We start from the raw sequence: 19268 nt of genomic DNA, 5'->3' as shown, positions 1-19268 counted from the left end.
AATCCCTATCAAAATCTTGTCGAGCTTGCGAGAAAGTTTCCAGACTTCTTCTATGAGATTCTCGAGTTTATCGACTCTGGTGGTATTACGGAAGAGTCTTTTAACGAGGCCTACTTTAATATGACACAAAGACTTGGGAAAACTCTGTGTCGCTTTAAAACTCTACAAAACTTTAACTTCTCTACATTCTCTAATCATTGCCCAGATTATATGAGCGATATTTTCCAGATCTTCTATCAGAAGATAATGATGGGAAAAGAATTTGAAGATAGCAAAGCTCTCTTTGTCTATGGAATGAGGGCCATCTTTCACGATGTCTTAACTATTGCTATTCCAAAGATTGAGGCCTTTCATCTGTTCTGTTGTCTCATTGGACCTAGATATCAGCTTGATACTTCAAATATAGTTCACAAGCTAAGGGAGCTGCTAGAGCTGCGTGGGGGGAATTTTAGAGACTCTCAGATCAGAGAGTGGAAGTTTCATCGTGGTAAACCATGGTGTGTAGAATTAAATTCTTTTGAGGGAATCATTCATCCTCGAAAGCTAACTTTCATTGGTGGTCGTCCTCGTAGAATCCCTCTTAAATTAGATACGACCCACCTCTATGGAAATTATGAGCTGGTGACAAGACAGAGTAAGACTCATTATAGAGACCTGCCTTATATTAAGTTCTCTTCTAAGTATATGGGTTCTCAATTCCCATTTTGGATAGAGACATCAGATCCTGAAACTGAAAAAGTAACAATTAAAGTTTTCTCTAAAGGACATCATGCTGAAAAAGAAGACTTCCTCTTTGGTGAGATTTCTGAGCTTCTTATAAAAGAAGGGGTTATCGAGTCGAAGATGGATGTTGAATCTATTTGTCTTGGTGATGATGTTATCTCTGGTGTGGTGGCCAAGTCCCTCAACCTTCCTGAAAAAATGATTCTTAGAGATGGAGCTTTTGCACTCAAGGGTGAAAAGCTTAAAGATGTCTACTATATTGGTCCTTGCAAGAAGGGACCGCTTGGTCTTTTGAGCTCTCTTATGGAGACTAAGGACTTTAGACACTTCCTGTGATGGTAAATAAGGCAAATTAGGGACCCTAGTTTTTAAGTCTAAATTTGTTAAGATAGAGCTATGCTATCTATCCAAAGAATGACTCGCCATTTAAGAGAATCACAGCAAGGACAAGTTGTCGTTGAGTATACTCTCTTATTGGCAGCAGTTGTGGCCATCATGGCCTCGGTCTTTGGGATTATTAAAGAGCGTTTTGTGGCCAATGAAAACTGTACTGCTGGTACCGTTAATCCCGTCTGTTTCATGAAGAAAATGATTGATCCCTCTGGAGATATGACTTTTCGCTATTATTCTATTCAGAAGTAACTTATTGAAATTACGAAATCTTCATCTTCGATTAAGTAAGATAAGTGTCTAATCTTACAAATGCACTGCGTAAATATTACAGATTCAAACAAAAGCATGTTGTGATGTGTTATAAAAATAATGCTCAATAGCTTTAATAGTACGGGAATTACTAGGAGAAACTTATGAAAAGAGGAAAACAAGCCTCTGCATTACTGGCCTTGATGGCAATTGGTTTTAACCTTTCAGGTTATGCACAAGAGGACCCATTATTAAATGAAACTCAATCGGTTGTGAACACTGATCAAATCGATATTGAGGGTCTTTACAAAGAAAAGAAGCAACCTTCTCAGGCGGACAAGATTCAAGCTCTTCGTAGAAAACTCGAAGCTCAGCATGAACAAATGATGCGTAAGAAGATCGAAGACATGAGATTAGAAGAAGAGAGAAAGTTAGCGAGAAAGCTACAGAAAGCTCTTAATGGTCAAATGCAGGCCATGGATCAAGTGTCGACTACATATGCAGCACCTGTTAAAGTACAGGCACCTGCACCAGTGCCACAAAAGAAAGAGGAAGATAAGAGAAATAATATCACTATTTCTGGTGGTTTCATGAATATTGCCAGCGAGAATAATGATCTCGACGCCAATTTCAATATGAAAATCTCTGCTGAAAATAGAGTTCACCCAAGAATTGCTGTGGGAGTAAGCTTTAGATATGTCAGCATTGATATGAAAGATGAGAATAATGCTTATCTTTCAAATGCAAGTAATAGCTACTATGCATACAATAACTACTCAAATTATTACCCAGATGGGAGAGAGATCTCTTTTAAGCAAATGAGCTTTGGGGCACACGGGAAGTTCTTCTTCTCAGTCGACTCAAAGATTAGACCATTTGCTGGAGCGGGAATCGCTTATAATAGAGGATCTTTTAAGTACACTGAAAATGAAAGATTCACTTATAATGGTCAAACTTATGGTGATGAGAAGATTTCAGCAAATAACGTAGCTGGTAGCTTAACTGCTGGTGCCGTTGTTCAATTCACTCCAATGTTTGGAGCTGAGTTAGCTGTAAACTTTGAAAGAGCACTAACTTCTGGTGTTGCTGAGGGAGATAATAACTCAAGCTCTGATGAAGTAAGATTAAGAAATTTAGCAACTGATATTGAAGAGGCCAACGTGGTTTCAGTCAATGTTGGTCTTTCACTAAACTTCTAAGATTGATTCGACCTAATCCCGAAATACTATAACGAAAGGCCCAGATAATCATCTGGGCCTTTTTTATTTTTGCCATAAAGTTCTGAGCGATTTTCCCCGAAAAATTCTTTATTTCCTAGCATTTAGAATTCAGTTCGATTACAATTTTTGTTATCGAACACTTGTTTTATTTTTTAAATATAAATTTTTTAAGGGGAAACCATTTATGTCATTTAAACCTGTTTATCTGGTAGAAGGGAAGAGAACTCCACACGCTAAGGCCGGGACTGCATTGAAGGATATTCAAGCTCCATATCTTGGTGCTTACCTTGTGAGAAATCTCTTAGACAACACAACAATTCCAAATGATGCTGTTGATGAAGTTATTTTCGGAAACACGGGAACACCGGCAAAGTATCCAAATATCGGGAGAGTTATTGGGTTAGAAGCGGGATTACATAAGAAGACTTCTGGTTACTCTGTACATAGAACTGTGCTTCAGGATTGGAGGCCGTTTCACAAGCGTTACTTAAAAATTGCCTCAGGTCGCTCTGATATTATTGTGGCCGGTGGGGTTGAGTCTATGTCTAATATGCCTCTGATTTATTCTAAAGAGATGACTGAGCTCTTTATGAATGTGATGAAGGCCAAAACTATGGGTGATAAGGTCAAGGCCATTTCTGCTTTTAGACCTCCTTATCTTTCACCAATCGTTGCTATCGAGCAAGGCCTAACTGATCCATTTTGTGGTTTAAATATGGGACAAACTGCAGAGCTTCTTGCTCGTGAGCTTGGAATCACAAGAGCACAACAAGATGAGTATGCTAATGAATCACACCATAAGGCGATTAAGGCCATGGCAGAAGGGAAATTTCTCGATGAAATTGTTCCTCTTGCTTATGGAGCAAAACTAGAAAAGCTTCTGGCCACTGATGTTGGGCCTAGAGATAATTCAACAGTAGAAGGTCTTGGAAAAATGAGACCATATTTTGATAGAAAGTCAGGAACAGTGACTGTTGGAAATAGTTGTCCAATCACAGATGGTGGTTCGGCAATTCTCTTTTGTTCTGAAGAAGCAGTCAAAAAATATAACTTAGAGCCAATGGCCAGAATGGTAGATTATCACTTCCACGGTCTTGAGCCTGAGAGAATGGGAATGGGACCTCTACATGCAATGGATGGACTCTTTACTCGTACAGGAATGACTCTAGAGCAAATGGATCTCATCGAAATCAACGAGGCCTTTGCCGCTCAAATCCTTGCTGTTAAGAAGGCCTTCACTGAAAGAGCAGTTGCAGATAAATTTGATATTGAAACTCTATGGGGAGAAATTCCTGCAGAGAAGCTCAATGTTAATGGGGGAGCAATTGCTCTAGGACACCCTGTTGGTTCAACTGGGTCACGTCTTCTTGTGACTCTTGCTCACGAATTAAAGAAGAGAAAGGCCGGTTACGGAATCGCTTCACTTTGTATCGGTGGTGGTCAAGGTGGTGCTGCAATTATCGAGAACTTAATTAAGTAAGAAGGATTTTTAAAATGACATATAAGAAAATTTCATTTGAAGTAAAAGATAAAGTGGCCATGGTTGGTTTTGGATATAACTGTGATAAGGCCATGACAGTATTAGATGAAGAAACACTTAAAGAACTTCAGGATATCGTTGAAGAGCTTCACGGTAAAACTTCTGAGTTAGATGGTGTTCTTTTTCACTCACACAAAGACAGATGTTTTCTTGCGGGAGCAGATATTAATCTAATCTCGGCCATGAAGACTGTTAGTGATGGACAAGCTGGAGCAGAAGCTGGGCAGAAGATATTCAATAGAATTGAAGACCTGAAAATTCCTACGATTGCTTGTGTCCATGGAGTTTGTCTTGGTGGTGGAATGGAATTATCTCTATCTTGTTCAAAGATCATCGCAACTGATGCGAAGGGAACAATGATGGGGCTTCCTGAAGTTAAGCTTGGACTTATTCCTGGTTTTGGTGGGACTTTCCGTCTTCCAAAGAAGGTGGGGCTACCAACTGCACTCGATATGATTTTAACAGGAAAAACTCTCAACGGGAAAAAGGCGAAGAGGGCCGGACTTGTTGAAGAGATTTACCCAGTGGAAAGAATTTTAGAATATGCGCCTAAGCATTTTAAGACTAAGGCCAAGAAAAAGTCCTTCAAAGACTCTCTTGAAGAGATGGCAACGGATAATGTTCTGACTAAGAAAATTATCTTTCAAAAGGCCAGAGAGAATGTTCTTAAGAAAACAAAGGGATTCTACCAAGCTCCTCTAAAGATCCTCGATGTGATGGAGGCCGGTATGCTAAAAGGTCGTACAAGCTATCTTGCGGCTGAATCTCAGGCCTTTGGAGAGTTATGTGTTTCTGATCAATCAAAGAATCTTCAGCATATCTTCTTCATGGTAGAAGGTGCTAAGAAATATCCTCATTCAACTGGTGCTGAGTTACCTAAGCTTGAAAGAGGAGCTTGTCTCGGTGCTGGAACAATGGGTGGTGGAATTGCATGGCTTATGGCCAATAATGGAATGAAGCCTATTATGAAGGATCTTAATCCTGCAGGTCTTGAGCTTGGGCTTAAGCAGTCTTCATCAAATTTTATGGGTGCCGTAAAAAGAAGAAAGATGTCTTTTGAAGACTTCGAAAAGAAGCAACGTTCAATTTCAACACAAACAGACTATAGGGGATTCCCAAGAGTTGATCTTCTTATTGAAGCAGTCGTTGAGAATATGGATATTAAGAAGAAGGTTTTCGCAGAAGTTGAAAAGGAAGTCCATCCTAAGACACTTTTGACGACAAATACATCTTCACTTTCAGTGCAAGAAATGGCCCAGGCCCTAGAAGATAACTCTCGTTTTGCGGGACTACACTTCTTTAATCCTGTTCATAGAATGCCTCTTGTTGAAATTATCAAACACGACGGTGTTTCTAATGAAACTATTGAGGCCCTTTATAATTGGGTTCTTAAAGTTAAGAAAACACCTGTTGTTGTCAATGATGGACCAGGGTTCCTTGTTAATAGAATCCTTATGCCATATATGAATGAAGCAGGCTTCCTTATTGAAGAAGGTGTTTCGATGAAAGATATCGATGATGCTTGTTTGAACTTTGGAATGCCAATGGGGCCTTGTCGTCTATTAGATGAAGTTGGTATTGATGTTGGTCAAAAGGTGGCAAAAATTATTCATGATGGGCTAGGTGATAGAGCTAAGTCTTCTTCACTTTCTGGAAGACTTGTTGAGAAAGATTTTCTAGGAAAGAAGAATGGTAAAGGTTTCTATCTCTACGATGATAAAGGTAAAGTGACAGGGGCCAACCCTGAAGCACAGGCCCTTTTCCCTAAAGCCTCTAAGAAAATGACAGAAGTAGAAATTCAAAAGAGAATCTTCTTACCAATGATTAATGAAGCGGCAACAGTTCTTACTGATAAGATCGTTGAAACTGCAGCTGATGTTGACTTAGGTCTTATCTTTGGTATTGGCTTCCCTCCATTTAGAGGTGGACTGTTAAAGTATGCGGATAGTGAAGGTCTTGAAAGAATTCAAGAAGAGTTAAATAAGCATGCTGAAACTGTAGATAAGGATCGTTACACTCCTTGCCAGTTGATCAATGATCTTGTGGCTCAGAAGAAGAAATTCTACGAGTTATAATGCTTAAAACAAACTTTCTCGGTTTCTTTGTAAAATATATCTTCAAAGCAAAAACTCGCCAAGGCCTTCTCTTGATGGCCATGGCGGGCTTGATGCTTTCAAGCTTCTCCCTCTTAGTTGTTCAGTCAGCTTTGAAGGGATTGCAAAATAATAGACTTAATCGAGCCAAGGGTGTCTCTGGTCATTATACGATTACTGTCGATCCAGGAAAGACTCATCAAGAACAGTTGATTTCTTGGCTTGATAATAATAGTAAAAGATTTACTAAAGAAATTGAAATTGAAGGTTTGCTTAGAAATCAGGGGCATATCGTTCCTGTGATAATTCACGGCGTATCTCCAGATCATTATCTTCCAGAATTTCTTCCAAAGAAAATCTTAAAACAAGAAATTCTCTTTTCTTCATTTCTTGCTCATAAGCTCCATGCTTATCTTGATGATCAAATCCAATTTATTTCGCCTTCGCACACGGATACTTTCTTTGGGGATCTTCCCCGTCATAAGTCGGTTCTAATAAAGAAGTATATCAATACCAATGAGCCAGATATTGATGAGTTCCACGCATGGACCCATATTAGGAATACGCAATCGATTTTAAGAAAGAAAGTCTTCAATAGAGTCAGAGTTTATGATCCTCTTTCGCTCCAGGAAATAAAAGAGCTTGAAAAAACCAATGTGACAATAAAGAGTTGGGAAGAGCTCAATTCTACTTTGGTTTATGCTCTGGCCATGGAAAATAATGTGACACTCTTTCTCTTTATGACCACTGTGATTCTTGTGGTTCTGACAATTGCCAGTGGTCTTAGTATTTTCTATTCTCGAATTAAGCAAGACTTCGCTTCATTTTGGATTCTTGGAATGTCTCTTGATAAGATTAAGAAAATGTCTTCAATTAATATTACAATTATTACGATTTCATCTCTTTTTATAGGGAATCTCTTGGCCTTGGGCTTTTTGATGCTTCTTAAGAAGTACTCACCAGCGGTTATGCCAAAAATGTTTGTTGATAGGAGTCTTCCTATCTTGATAAGTTTTGATTCATTTGTATTTTCGCTTATAATACCAGCTGTTGTGACGATAATATTTTCGTATCTTTCCAATTCTCGATTCTTTGGAAAGAAGGAAGATTTTCTTCAACTCATTAGGAGCGTGGGCAGATAATTATGTCTCAAGAAGTTATAACTGATGATTTAGAAATTGCAGGAATCTTAAAGGCCTTATCCCAGAATAAGACTAAGCTTTGGTGTTGGCAAAATACTAAAGTCGATGGGGAGAGACCTGTTCATTATTGCTTAGTTCAAAAAGTTGATCAAATAAAGAAGATATTTACAATACGTCCCACTAATAAATCAGGGTTTCGCTTCAAAGAAGGTGAACCTGTATTTCTCTTTGCTCAGGGGCGCTGTATTGCTTGTAAGCTTGATATGAGAGATCTTAATGCTCAGGGGATTCTATTGCCACTTCCAACAAAGCTAAGTGTCCTCAATGAGTCATTTATCCAACAAGTTGAGCTGGTTGAAAGAGAAGATGAGGCCGCAAATGTTCACAAACGTGAGCTTCCTAGAAAGTCTGCCCGAACAGGTCAGATGGTTGGTGTTCGAAAACTCAATATTGAGACAGAAGAGTTGGATGTTCTGGATTTCTATACCCTCTATGATATGAGTAAGGGGGGAATGGGGATAAAGGTTAACGATCCTGCTGAGTTCAAAAAAGGTGACCACCTAGTTGTTCTCTCAGTTGATGGAAAAGAGCTGTCAAAGAGAATTAAAGGTAAGGTCATGTCTATTCGACAAACAGAAGATATGATTGAATCTTTTAAAGTCGGAATTCAATTTATTTAAAATAGAAGTGATAGGAGATTTGTATGGCAACGCCATGGAATGAAGAAGACCGTAAGAATTGGTTTAAAGATCAACAGATCAAGCGCTCATATGAAGATGAGGTTCTTAAGAAAATTAGAGAACTTAGTAAGAAGTATAAGTGCCACGAGTATGGCAGCTTACCAATTGATCCTAAACGCTATCCTCTTTTTCTCTTTGAGATCGTGTCCTCTTCACAGCTTCCTTATATTCTTATTACTGGGGGAGTTCATGGTTACGAAACAAGTGGTGTGCAAGGTGCCCTGAGATTCTTAGAAACAAAGATCGATCAGTATATAGACCAATTTAACTTTGTGGTTGCACCATGTATTAGTCCGTGGGGTTATGAAACAATTAATAGATGGAATCCCTCTGCTGTTGATCCCAATCGAAACTTCTTTAGTGGTGGAAAGAGTGAAGAGTGTCATCAGTTAATGAATAAGGTGAATAGCTTTGGGTATGATTTCTTGGCCCATCTCGATCTTCATGAAACTACTGATACTGACAATACTGTCTTTAGACCGGCCCTGGCCCAAAGAGATGGGATTGAGCAAGATCAGTGGGAGATTCCAGATGGTTTCTACCTCGTAGGTGATACTGAAAATCCTTGTGATGCTTTTCAAAAGGCCATTATCGACTCTGTTAGACAGGTGACTCATATTGCACCAAGTGATGATGAGGGGAGGATTATTGGTGAAAAAACCACTCAAGAAGGAGTGATCAATTATCCTATTGATAAGGTTTATCTCTGTACTAGTTTTTCAAAGGCCAAGTATAATACGACGACTGAAGTTTATCCGGATAGTCCGAGGGTGAATGATGAGCAATGTACTCAGGCCCAGGTTGCGGCCATTGTTGGGGCGCTAAACTTTCTTAAATAATAAAAAGGCCCTCAAATCGAGGGCCTCGTCATTCTATATCTTAAAATTCTTTAGTGCTGCAAAAGCATTATTCTTTAAAGGTGCATTATTATCAGCTTTAGGTTTTTGGTTACCTTTTCTTGGTCTTGAACCACGAGATTGTCCACCAATTGAACCTGCATGTTGCCTATGATCTTCACCTGTCTTGCAAGTTAGAGCAATTCTCTTTCTATTTAAATCAACTTCGAGAACCATAACCTTAACTTCTTGACCTACCTTGAGGGCATCAAGAGGGTTTTCTACATAGTGATCGGCCATTTGAGAGATGTGAACTAGCCCATTCTCTTTAATTCCGATATCAACAAAGGCCCCAAACTGAGTGATATTCTTTACTATTCCTGGATACCATTCACCTTCTTTAATACTTTCAATATTCTTGGCATCCTTTCTAAATTCCATTGTCTTGAATTCTGTTCTCGGGTCTTGTGAAGGTGCCGTGAGAGATTTAACAATATCTTCTAGTGTGAATTGATCAATCTCATCTTGAAGCTTCTTATCTGTCTTAAGTTTATCGACAAGGGCCTTATCAGAGGCCAGCGCCTTTATGTCTGCACCATTATCCTTGGCCCAGTCTTCTAATATATTATATCTTTCTGGGTGGATAAAAGTTGAATCAAGTGGGTTCTCACCATTGTAGATTCTTAAAAAACCTGCCGCTTGTTCAAATACTTTATTTGTTAGCCTAGACACTTTGAGAAGCTCATCTCTTGATTTAAAAAGACCGTTCTTATCTCTGTGCTTAACAATATTTCCTGCTACACTTGGACCAATTCCTGAAATAAAAGAGAGGAGTGGGGCACTTGCTGTGTTGAGATCAACACCAACATAGTTCACACATGATTCTACAACACCATCAAGAGATTTCTTAAGCTTTGTCTGGTTCACATCATGTTGGTACTGACCAACTCCAATTGATTTTGGATCAATCTTAACTAGTTCTGCAAGCGGGTCTTGAAATCTTCTGGCAATAGAGATCGCACCTCTAACAGTGGCGTCTTTATCAGGGAATTCCTTCTTCGCAATTTCTGATGCTGAATAAATTGAGGCCCCATCTTCAGAAATCATTGTGGCCTTAACTTTATTATCTTTAACCTGTGAAACATTGTCTTCGATAAAGGCCAGTGTTTCTCTTCCATATGTTCCATTTCCAATTGCGATATACTCAACTTTAAATTGATCAATCATCGCTTCAAGAATTTTAGCCGATTGAGCAACAAAATTCTTTGGAGGGTGAGGATAGACAACTGTATCAACGAGGAATTTACCAGTGTCATCAACGACGACGATTTTACAACCTGTCACAACTCCTGGATCAACACCAAGGACACATTTTGGCCCGAGGTATGGTTGAAGGAGTAAGTTCTTAAGGTTCGCACCAAAGACATCAATGGCTGATTCATCTGCTAATTTCTTGAGTTCAGTTTTCACTTCAAGATCAAGAGATGTGTGAATATAGTTCTTATAGGCCTTTTGAGCACAGTCTGTTAAAACTTTAACAAGGCTAAGTCCTGGATCGCTAAAGTATGTATCCTTAATAAGTGCCACGGCATAATCTTCATCAGCGACAACATCAACCTTTAAGATCTTCTGAGTCATGGCCCTTCTAATGGCCAGGAATCTGTGTCCAGCCTTGGCCTCTCTAAGGTCCGAGATTCTTTGTTCGAACTCAAAGTAGTCCTTATACTTATCGAAGTCCTTGATTGTCTCTGCATCTTTTCTCTTTGATGTTTTAATAACAGCACTCTTCCAGTACTCATGTCTTAGAGTTTCTTTGATTTCACTATCGTGAGCAAATTTCTCAATTAAGATATCGCAGGCACCTTTGATTGCATCTTCAAAGGTTTTGATTTTCTTATCTGGATTTAGGAACTTTACTGCTTCTTTAGCAATCTCTTCCATTGACGCTTTTGTTGTCAGAATAAGCTCTGAGAATGGCTCTAGACCGGCTTCTTTGGCCGTCATTCCCTTAGTCTTTCTCTTGGACTTATATGGTGCATAGAGATCTTCTAATTGGTTAAGAGTTGAAGCTGCCTTGATTTTCTTTTCTAGCTCTGGAGTGAGTAGCTCTAATTTCTTAATCGCCTCAAGAATAAACTCTCTTCTCTTTTCTCTTTCAATATAACCTTCGTAGCTCTCTTGGATATTTCTGATTTGCGTCTCATCGAGACCACCAGTCTTTTCCTTCCTATATCTTGTAATAAATGGAACTGTACAATCCTCTTGATATAACATGATGAGAACTGTCATGATCTGCTTTGCTGAAATCTCCGTGTTTTCTACACAATACAGTACCGCGTTATTGTCGATATCCATTTTCTAAAACTCCCTTTCGTGATAAAACAGATTAAAATTCTAGGGTTTTATGATTGAATCTGGCAACGTAAAATCTCAAAAACGTGGATAAATCATGGGAAAATCAATAAATCAATTTGACTTCATCATCATCGGTAACGGTATTGCTGCTAAGTGTCTGTTATGGGAGCTGGCGTCGTTGGAGAGAGAGTTTAATATTCTTCAGCTCTTTGATGAAGAGAGTTATCCCAATTGTACTCTTAGAACAACTTCTGTTGTCTCTATGGGGGTTCACGAAAGTGGCGTCTCGAATTTGGGTGATATTCTTGTGAAGTCTCATCTGGCCTTTGAAAAATTTGTAACTGAATTTAAGCCTGATGGTGTCTTTGAGGCCCAGCAATTCTATCTCTACGAAGAGGGGATGAATGAAAATAAACTCACCCAATATAAACGACGCTACGGAGATAATTTTCAAGAAGTCCTTGGGGCCAAGGGTGTTTTTAAAAAGTCCTTTGTTATTCACCCTGAATCATTTCTATCTTTTATAGATCAAAGAATAGAGAGCTCATTGTTAAAAGTCACAAAGCTTGAGGAGTGTGTGAAATCAGTCTCGGTCAATAGTGTTTCAACTGAAATGGGCGACTATACTTGTGAGACTATTTTACTTGCAAGTTCCTACTATACAAAGTTCTTCTATCAAAGAGAGTGTCTTCCAGTGGGTAAGCCGGTTAGTGGAAGTTACTATATTTGGGAGAATTATTCTGATGATCGCTTTGAGAGCAGTACTGTTCTTAGTAGAGGTCATTTTAATATTATCTATCGTAAAGAAACTCAGCAACTTCTCTTTGGTGGGACTTCAAAGGAAGGTGTTATTTATGAGCACCACCACAATGAATTGGAACAAGAATATCTCAAGCTTGGGTCATATTTTAAAGATCATGGATTTCCTCCAATTGATCAAGCGCAGGTCTTTACAGGAATTAGACATAAGGGAAAGAAGAGAACACCTTTTGCAGGAGTGGTTGAGCCAGGTATTTATGCCATGACCTCTCTCTACAAGAACGGATTTTCTTTTCCCTTCTATGGTGCCAAGATCATTTTGCAGGAGCTAGGTTTAGGTGATATTGGTCAGTAAATTCTGTTGAAACCCAAGAATGGTGGGCATATCTTTGTATTGAAGGTTTTTAAAATTCATAAGTTAAATTAATATTATCTAGAATGCAGAAGTTCTGAACGAGTTTTTCTACTGAGTTATTAGAGACTTAGAGCTTATATCTCTATTTCAAAAAAATTAACTAATCTTTGCACCGTAAACTTCATGATCTCCCTTATAGTGCTAGGGATGAACAAAATTCTTCGTGGCCAAAATCTATTGATCTTCTTCTTTATTGGAAGCTTACTCCTTATTGAGCTTGTTATCCAAGTCTTTACTTATAATGGCTACAAGAATGAGGTTTATGAAAATTTAAATTTCAATGCTCAAAAAACAGTTTCATTTCTTTCTCAGATTAGTCGCAATTCTGTTGCAGAGTATGATATTTCCGCCATTGATAATCTCTTAGTTCACGCACTTGTTGATGATGGACAAATTGTCAAAATTGCCTTCTATGATGAAGTTGGCGATCCTATCTCTGATCGAAAGGTAAAGAACTTTGATAAAGTTTCAGATGTTAAAACTTTCTATAAGAAAATCGTGGATCCGACTCGAAATGGGCAAGTGGTTGGGGCCGTGACCTTATCTATTGATATGGCCCCATATAAGCTAAAGATTAGAAAGAGTCTCTTCTCGCATCTTATCATCTTTGCATCAACATTTATCATGATGCTCTTTCTTTCATATATCTTTTCGATAAGACTTAAAATTTTAGAGAAGAGAATGAAGCAGAATGCGAAATTAATTGCCATCGGGCAGATGTCAACAACAGTGGCCCATGAAGTGAAAAACCCTCTGGCGATTATTATGGGAGAGGTCAATCGTATTCGATTGCTTTTTAAATCATCACAAGAGCTCAGTACAAACGCTAAGTTGAGTAGTTATATAGATAATATTGATTTTAATTCCAATCGTATTCTCCATGTAGTTAAGAAGATAAATTCTTTTGCCCACTATGAGCATGATCAAAGTGAGGAGATTGAGGAAATCTCTCTAATTCCGCTGATTCATAAAATTTATAATTCGATGTGTGCCTCACAAGATCAAGATAAATTTGATTTTAGAATTCATATCTCTGATGAGTTAAAAGAAAAGGAAATTCTCTTTAAGGGAAATGAGCTTCTTCTTTTTCAAGTTGTGTCTAATCTTGTATCTAACGCCTTTGATGCGCTAAAGGAGCAAGGAAGTTTTGTTGAAATTTCGCTTCAATTAAATAAGGGGATTCTTGAATTAATTGTCAGAGATGATGGCCCGGGGATTAGTGAGGAGAATCAAGAGAGAATCTTTGATAAGTTCTTTACAACTAAGAAGGTTGGAGTTGGTACTGGTTTAGGGCTTGATATTGTTAAAGATATTGTCACAAAGAAGCTTGGTGCCAAGGTTGGATTGATTTCTAAACTAGGATGGGGATCAGAGTTTATTATAAAGTTTAAAGACTTTAAAATTGAAAGTAACGTTAGTGCAAAGAAGTACGAGATCAGTGAACAGGGTAAGAAAAAACTGGGACTAGAGAATATTCTAATCGTTGATGATGAGGATATTATGAGAGAGATTATGGGCGAGATTATTGAAAAATCTGGCTATATCCCTCATTTTGCGGCCAATGGACTTGAGGCCCTTGATCTTATTCAGAAATATCAATACCACACAGTTATCGTTGATTTAGAAATGCCTAAGATGAATGGTGAAGAACTCATTGAAAGTATTGTGTCGCAAAATCTTAAGACATTTCGAGTTATCTTGAACTCGGCCCATCATCACAATAAGGAGCACCTCATTTCTAAGAATAAGAATTTTGAGATTGTTGATCACTGCCTAACAAAACCAACTTCTATTGAATCACTTAATGAGGTTCTTGCTCATGATTATACCAAGATTGCTTAATTTATTCCTGCTGGCCTTGGGACTTGCTTCAATTAACTTCTTAGGAAGTTCTCAAGCATGGGCACAAGCTCAAAAACCTAGTGAAAGCGAGAGGATTAAGATCATTTTGAAAGGTTCTTCAACGCTCTATCCATTAGCGAAGATCATTGGCTATAACTTCTCGAAACAACGCTCGGTCATTGTCAATGTCAATGGAGGCGGGAGCTCTTTTGGAATTGAACATGCTCTTCATAGTGGTCATCATATCGGAATGATCTCCCGTGACTTGCGAGAGAGTGAGATGAATAGAGGTCTTGTGGTTCATCCTATAGCAGTTGATGGAATTGCAATTATTATAAATAAGGAAAATCCCCTTCGTAATCTAACTCTTTTGCAGATTAAGAAGATTTTAACGGGAAAGATTACTTCTTGGGAGGAGCTTGGATGGGATAGTGGGGCACAGATAAGACTTTCTGGGCCCAGTAGTGATCATGGAACCCATGTGGCCTTTAAAAAGTTAAGTCATGTCGGAGGGCCTTTGACCAAGAGCTTTCGAGGCTTTATCAGTCATCGTCGTGTTATGAAAGAAGTGAATTCCTTTCCAAATGCTATTGCTTGGGTTCCTCTTGGACATTATTTGACTTATTCCCATAGAGGAGCACAAGGAAAAGGTCGTTTTGATAATATCACGGCCTTAAAAATAGAGGGGATCGCACCAACACGAGAGAATCTCTCAAATAAGAGCTATCATTATCGAAGAACTTTAAGTCTTCTTGCTAAAGAAAAATCACCGCCAATTATTGATGAGCTTATTAAGTATTTTAGAAATCGTGATTCTCAAGATGTGATTAAGCAAAGTGGTTTCTTACCTTATTAATTCAGCTTATAGTGAACAGGCACCTTTGGTGTATTTCTTTACACCCTGGCATTTTGCCTCACAGGCATTACCGTAGGTTTTGCCTTCGCTGCAAACGGGATCGTAGATAAGCATGCATATGCATTGCTGAGCTTCCTTATTCTCACTCTTATTGAGTTTCGTTGAATCAGAGGAGATTGTGCTCGAGTTTTGGTTAGCACATGAGATGACGAGCAAAAGTAGTGTCGTCTTTAAAAGAGAAGAAATAAAAAAGGCCCTATTTTTCATAGGGCCATTATATCATTATTTATTAGATGTACCAAATGGACTTGTCAGTGGGTTGAAATCTTCTACTGGAAGTTCTCCGTAGAATTGATCGTCTCCATTTTCGAGAGCGTCATATTTCTCTACTGTTCCCGGAATGGCCATGTCAGAGACAAGGTCATGGTCTTTATCAAATGCTGACTTAAAGTCTGTGAAAGCATTTTGCATATATGTATCTGGTAGGATCGTATTCTTTACCTTCTTCATAAAGATTTCCTTATTCGATCTTCTAAAGAATTCAGCAAATCTTGCCATATTCTTCTTTCCTCTGATCATAACCATATACTTATTCTCTTTGATACTTAGTCTATCTCTTAGGATTGTATTGAACTGGTGTCCTTCTCCTAGGTAGTACCAAGACTCAGTCAGTCTCTCTTTAGACTTAGACTCAGAACAGATTCTTAATCTCTGCTTATTTGGAACTTTCTTATAGTAGTAAACTGGTCCAATTCCACCCATGGCCATACCTGTTGCTGCGTAGTACTTGTAGTAGTCAGCATCAACAAGAGTTCTTTCATACTTATAAGTTCCTTCAATTGTGACACACTTATTTGTAATTGCATCAAATTCTAGTGAGATCATATCTGCGTAGAGATTGATCGAGTGTCCCGTATCTTCTCTATTTGAATTACCTGTTTGCATGTCATGTCCCCACATTTTTGAGACATCGAGTCCGCCACCTGCACCAACAGAGAGGATACCGAAGATTTCTTTCTTGGCCGAGATGCTCAGTCCAGCATTGATTCTTCTTGAAGTTCCAATTCTATCAGAAATTCCATGGAAATTTCCTTTTCCCGTTCCTTTGTGAATACTGATTGTATTAGAGAATTTTACCTCTGGCTTACCAGCAATATTTTGAATATGGCTATAAGCTGAGATATTAAGCATCTCTTCTGGGTTTTCGATACACTTTCTCATACTTGTATCTGCGTATTCTCCACCCATCCATAGAAATTCTCTTGTCTTTTTTGTATCAAATAGTAGGCGACAAAGTTTTTTCATTGTGTCGTATGAGTAGCTATCATTCATTAGCTTCTCGTAGTCACTATCTTTAAGATCATTTCCAATTTTCTTCTTAGCTGCACTAAGAGTCATATTAACAAAGTCTTCTTGATCTTCACTCTTTGTGTGTTCGATAAAGTTCTGCTCAGCGTTCTTCTCGCTCTTTCCACCAAGTTGGTAAGTGATAAGTTCAGCTTGACCACCATCATTAATTTCTGTGAAAAGATCATCTAGGAATCCTCTTAATTCTACGAGTTTAGATTTCTCTTTTGTAATCACATCATCAATATCAACCTGTGTGTGAAGAATTGATCTAAATGACTTACTTGAAGCATGGAAAGTCCCTGCTGCAATTGCCGGTAGAAGAGAGTTCTCTGTTTCTTCAACAGGCTCAAGCTTAACTACTGCATATGTTCTTGTGTGAACATATGGAATATCGTTGAACTTAATTGGCATATCAATTCTTGCCTTAAGTCTCTTGGCCTCAACTGTTACAATCTTACTTGTTGCAGAGATAACCTTAAACTTCTTATAGTTCTCAGGTGTCAGTTCAATATCACCTTCTGTTGGTGCTAAGAAGAGTACCTTGAGTCTAAAGTCACCTTGATACAGAGGTTCTGTTGGGTCGAGGTGGTGAACAAAGTTTCCATAATCAATCTTTGGCCACATGTTAACAACATATGATTTTACCATAACAAGGTCTAGATTCTTATTAAGGTGGTATCCCGTTTCTTGATCGTGTCCTAGGAAAGTATAATTAACTTCATCTAGGAAGATTCTCGCTCTTTGATCCTTAGAATCCGCTGGACAAGGACCAGAGATTGTATCGTGTCCAAATACCCAACCAGAGTTAGACCATGGATAAAGACAAACATCTCTTTCTACTACGGCACCTTTTAGTTTTGGGTTATTGGCCTTAACGATAAATTGAAAAGGTATTCTTCTTGTATTTGTATATCTCTCATGAAGCATGCTGAAAGATACTTCGGCACATCCTGACTCATCAAGAGTGAAGTCCTTGGCCTTCATAACGCGACCAGTTTCTTTATTGATCATCATAACGTCAATTTTCTCACGTTTCATTTTCTCGTTATTTGATCTTATGTTAAAACATGTATTGGCCACAAATGGCTTGTCGATGACATTATTGTCATTTCTTGGATCTTCCTTACCATAACCTTTTGGAGTGAATCTGATACGGCTCATAACAATTGTATCATTCACTGAAAACTTCGATTCAACTGGGGCATCTAGGTTAATAGATGTTCTATCTAGCCTTACAAAACTTCCTTCATAAGGGTTAAAGGCGAAACCAACATTGATTGGCTTCAATGTCGATCCTTCAAAATTAACTGTATGAATAAACTTCTTGTAGTGTTTCTTTTTATCTTTTTCTACATCAATTGATTCTGAGAGATAAATACAGGCCTCTGTATCAGTTGAATCAACTTTCGAGATTTTTCTTTGATTGTCATAGATTTTTACAATCTTATTATTTACAGGTCTATTGATATTTGTTGAAAAACAGGCCTGAACTGTAATTTGATAAGACTCAACTGATCCTGTTCTAAGGTTTTCTATCTTATTCTTGTCATAGAGTTTTAGGCTCTTGATCGTGTAGCGAGGGTCAGTCGAATTTAAGATCGAGATATTCCCTTGAGCATCAATTACTTTTTCAGCAAATTGTGTGCTGTCAGAAACTTTCTTCTCTTCATCAACTGTGGCCGAACACGCAGTGAGTAGAGTCGTTAGTGCTAATGTCGTTACAAAGCTAAACTTAGAAAATGTCATAAGACTTCCTTAAAGATATTGAGTAAACTTTTTCATCTTGTAGATATCTGTCAGATCCGGCCTTTGTGTTTTGGGCCTTTCTATCTGTAAACTTAATTGTCGTTGTTAAATCTTCTGGGTTCTCAATTTTGAATGTGACAAAGTTTCCTTCGTAATCATTCTTATAGATTGATTTATTGTAGAATGATGGTGCCGTGTCAGATTCAACTGCAAAGTTTCCAAGAGTCATAAAGACCTTATGGTCTCTAATTTCTGATTCAAATCTTATCGTTGTATAACGTCCTTCATTCTTTCCTTGATCTGCCTCATCGTTTTTAACCATTTCAAATTCTGGTCTTACATTGAGATAGTTTGTAATAGAAAAATCTGCACTTCCTCCATAGATCCAACCTTTGAAGTTATAATCATATGACGAGTTGAACTCATCACTTCCCGTGACTGAGTTTCCATAGTAGCGATCATTATAGGCAACAGAGCTTGAGAGCTGTTCATAAGCATAGTGGCCAACTTTGGCATTGAGCTTAGCTCCTTTTATATCAAGTCCGATATTTGCAATTTCTGAATAGAATTTTGGCGTCCCTTCTTCAACAACTCCAAAGTTATCGTTGAGATCATCATTATATGGCATGGCCTGAGTGGCAATGAGATCTAGTTTTAAAGGTCCCACTCCAACTTTTATTCTCTGTCTCACTCCTAAAAATGAAACATAAGAGTTTACTAAAGAAGATGTGGCACGTGAGTCTGTATTATCAAGTGCTCCCGCCTGAAGATCAATGATATCAAAGAGATTGTAGTTCATATAAGCATAGTCATAGACTAGCTTTGATGATGGAGTATATCTCTTCTCGTTGAAATCAACTCGAGAAGATCCTGTCTCATAACGAAACCCAACATATGATAGGAATTTTAAGTCATTAGTTAATGTGATTTTCGACTCTAATGCTGCTGTTAGAGAATACTTCGTGGCCCTGTCTGGTGAGCCTTGGAGATTTGCGAATTTAGAACCAAT

The 19268-nt window shown here is 38.3% G+C and carries 15 protein-coding genes; 11 read left to right on the top strand and 4 right to left on the bottom strand.

Going from position 1 to position 19268, the window contains the following annotated elements:
* The 8 genes from M901_RS06790 to M901_RS06755 form a co-directional block, all read left to right on the top strand.
* A partial coding sequence (locus tag M901_RS06790; RefSeq protein WP_021277440.1) for a hypothetical protein occupies positions 1 to 1059 on the top strand: 1059 nt, incomplete at its 5' end.
* A gap of 60 nt (positions 1060 to 1119) precedes the next feature.
* Positions 1120 to 1365, top strand: a complete 246-nt coding sequence (locus M901_RS06785) for a hypothetical protein (RefSeq protein ID WP_021277433.1) — start codon at positions 1120 to 1122, stop codon at positions 1363 to 1365.
* Positions 1366 to 1529: 164 nt separating this feature from the next.
* On the top strand, positions 1530 to 2564 hold the full coding sequence (locus M901_RS06780; RefSeq protein ID WP_021277432.1) for an opacity family porin: 1035 nt from the start codon (positions 1530 to 1532) through the stop codon (positions 2562 to 2564).
* Positions 2565 to 2769: 205 nt separating this feature from the next.
* Complete coding sequence (locus tag M901_RS06775) at positions 2770 to 4065, top strand: thiolase family protein (protein ID WP_021277436.1); 1296 nt, start codon at positions 2770 to 2772, stop codon at positions 4063 to 4065.
* Positions 4066 to 4079: 14 nt separating this feature from the next.
* A complete protein-coding gene (locus tag M901_RS06770) occupies positions 4080 to 6200 on the top strand; it encodes a 3-hydroxyacyl-CoA dehydrogenase NAD-binding domain-containing protein (protein WP_021277434.1) in 2121 nt (706 codons plus the stop codon).
* Positions 6200 to 7360 carry an efflux ABC transporter permease gene (locus M901_RS06765; protein WP_021277437.1) on the top strand — a complete coding sequence of 387 codons (1161 nt, stop codon included), beginning with the start codon at positions 6200 to 6202 and terminating at the stop codon, positions 7358 to 7360. Before M901_RS06770 ends, M901_RS06765 begins: the two co-directional genes overlap by 1 nt.
* Before the next feature lie 2 nt (positions 7361 to 7362).
* Positions 7363 to 8040 (top strand): PilZ domain-containing protein, encoded by a 678-nt coding sequence (locus M901_RS06760; RefSeq protein ID WP_021277439.1) that lies wholly within the window; start codon positions 7363 to 7365, stop codon positions 8038 to 8040.
* Between the two features lie 23 nt (positions 8041 to 8063).
* Entirely contained in the window at positions 8064 to 8939 is an 876-nt protein-coding gene (locus M901_RS06755) for a M14 family metallocarboxypeptidase (RefSeq protein WP_021277444.1), read from the top strand.
* A 33-nt stretch (positions 8940 to 8972) separates the two neighbouring features.
* On the opposite strand, the gene M901_RS06750 is transcribed toward M901_RS06755, so the two are convergent.
* Entirely contained in the window at positions 8973 to 11291 is a 2319-nt protein-coding gene (locus M901_RS06750; RefSeq protein WP_021277435.1) for a Tex family protein, read from the bottom strand.
* Positions 11292 to 11385: 94 nt separating this feature from the next.
* On the opposite strand from M901_RS06750, the gene M901_RS06745 reads away from it, so the two are divergent.
* From M901_RS06745 to M901_RS16365, 3 genes are all read left to right on the top strand, one after another.
* Positions 11386 to 12405 (top strand): FAD-dependent oxidoreductase, encoded by a 1020-nt coding sequence (locus M901_RS06745; protein ID WP_081653371.1) that lies wholly within the window; start codon positions 11386 to 11388, stop codon positions 12403 to 12405.
* A gap of 207 nt (positions 12406 to 12612) precedes the next feature.
* Positions 12613 to 14307: a hybrid sensor histidine kinase/response regulator gene (locus M901_RS06740; RefSeq protein ID WP_034721028.1), complete on the top strand. Its 1695-nt coding sequence runs from the start codon at positions 12613 to 12615 to the stop codon at positions 14305 to 14307.
* A complete protein-coding gene (locus M901_RS16365) occupies positions 14300 to 15163 on the top strand; it encodes a PstS family phosphate ABC transporter substrate-binding protein (RefSeq protein ID WP_198295358.1) in 864 nt (287 codons plus the stop codon). Before M901_RS06740 ends, M901_RS16365 begins: the two co-directional genes overlap by 8 nt.
* A 6-nt stretch (positions 15164 to 15169) precedes the next feature.
* Here the strand turns inward: M901_RS16365 and M901_RS17465 are convergent, their stop codons facing one another.
* From M901_RS17465 to M901_RS06725, 3 genes are all read right to left on the bottom strand, one after another.
* Entirely contained in the window at positions 15170 to 15430 is a 261-nt protein-coding gene (locus M901_RS17465) for a Kazal-type serine protease inhibitor (RefSeq protein ID WP_021277441.1), read from the bottom strand.
* 15 nt (positions 15431 to 15445) lie between these two features.
* Entirely contained in the window at positions 15446 to 18259 is a 2814-nt protein-coding gene (locus tag M901_RS06730) for a hypothetical protein (protein WP_021277443.1), read from the bottom strand.
* Positions 18246 to 19268, bottom strand: a 1023-nt coding sequence (locus M901_RS06725) for a hypothetical protein (protein ID WP_021277438.1), incomplete at its 5' end; no start/stop codon positions are given. The genes M901_RS06725 and M901_RS06730, both read right to left, overlap by 14 nt.

It is taken from the genome of Bacteriovorax sp. DB6_IX (assembly GCF_000447775.1).
Taxonomy (GTDB): Bacteria; Bdellovibrionota; Bacteriovoracia; order Bacteriovoracales; family Bacteriovoracaceae; genus Halobacteriovorax_A.
This window is presented reverse-complemented; position numbering and strand designations above follow the sequence as displayed.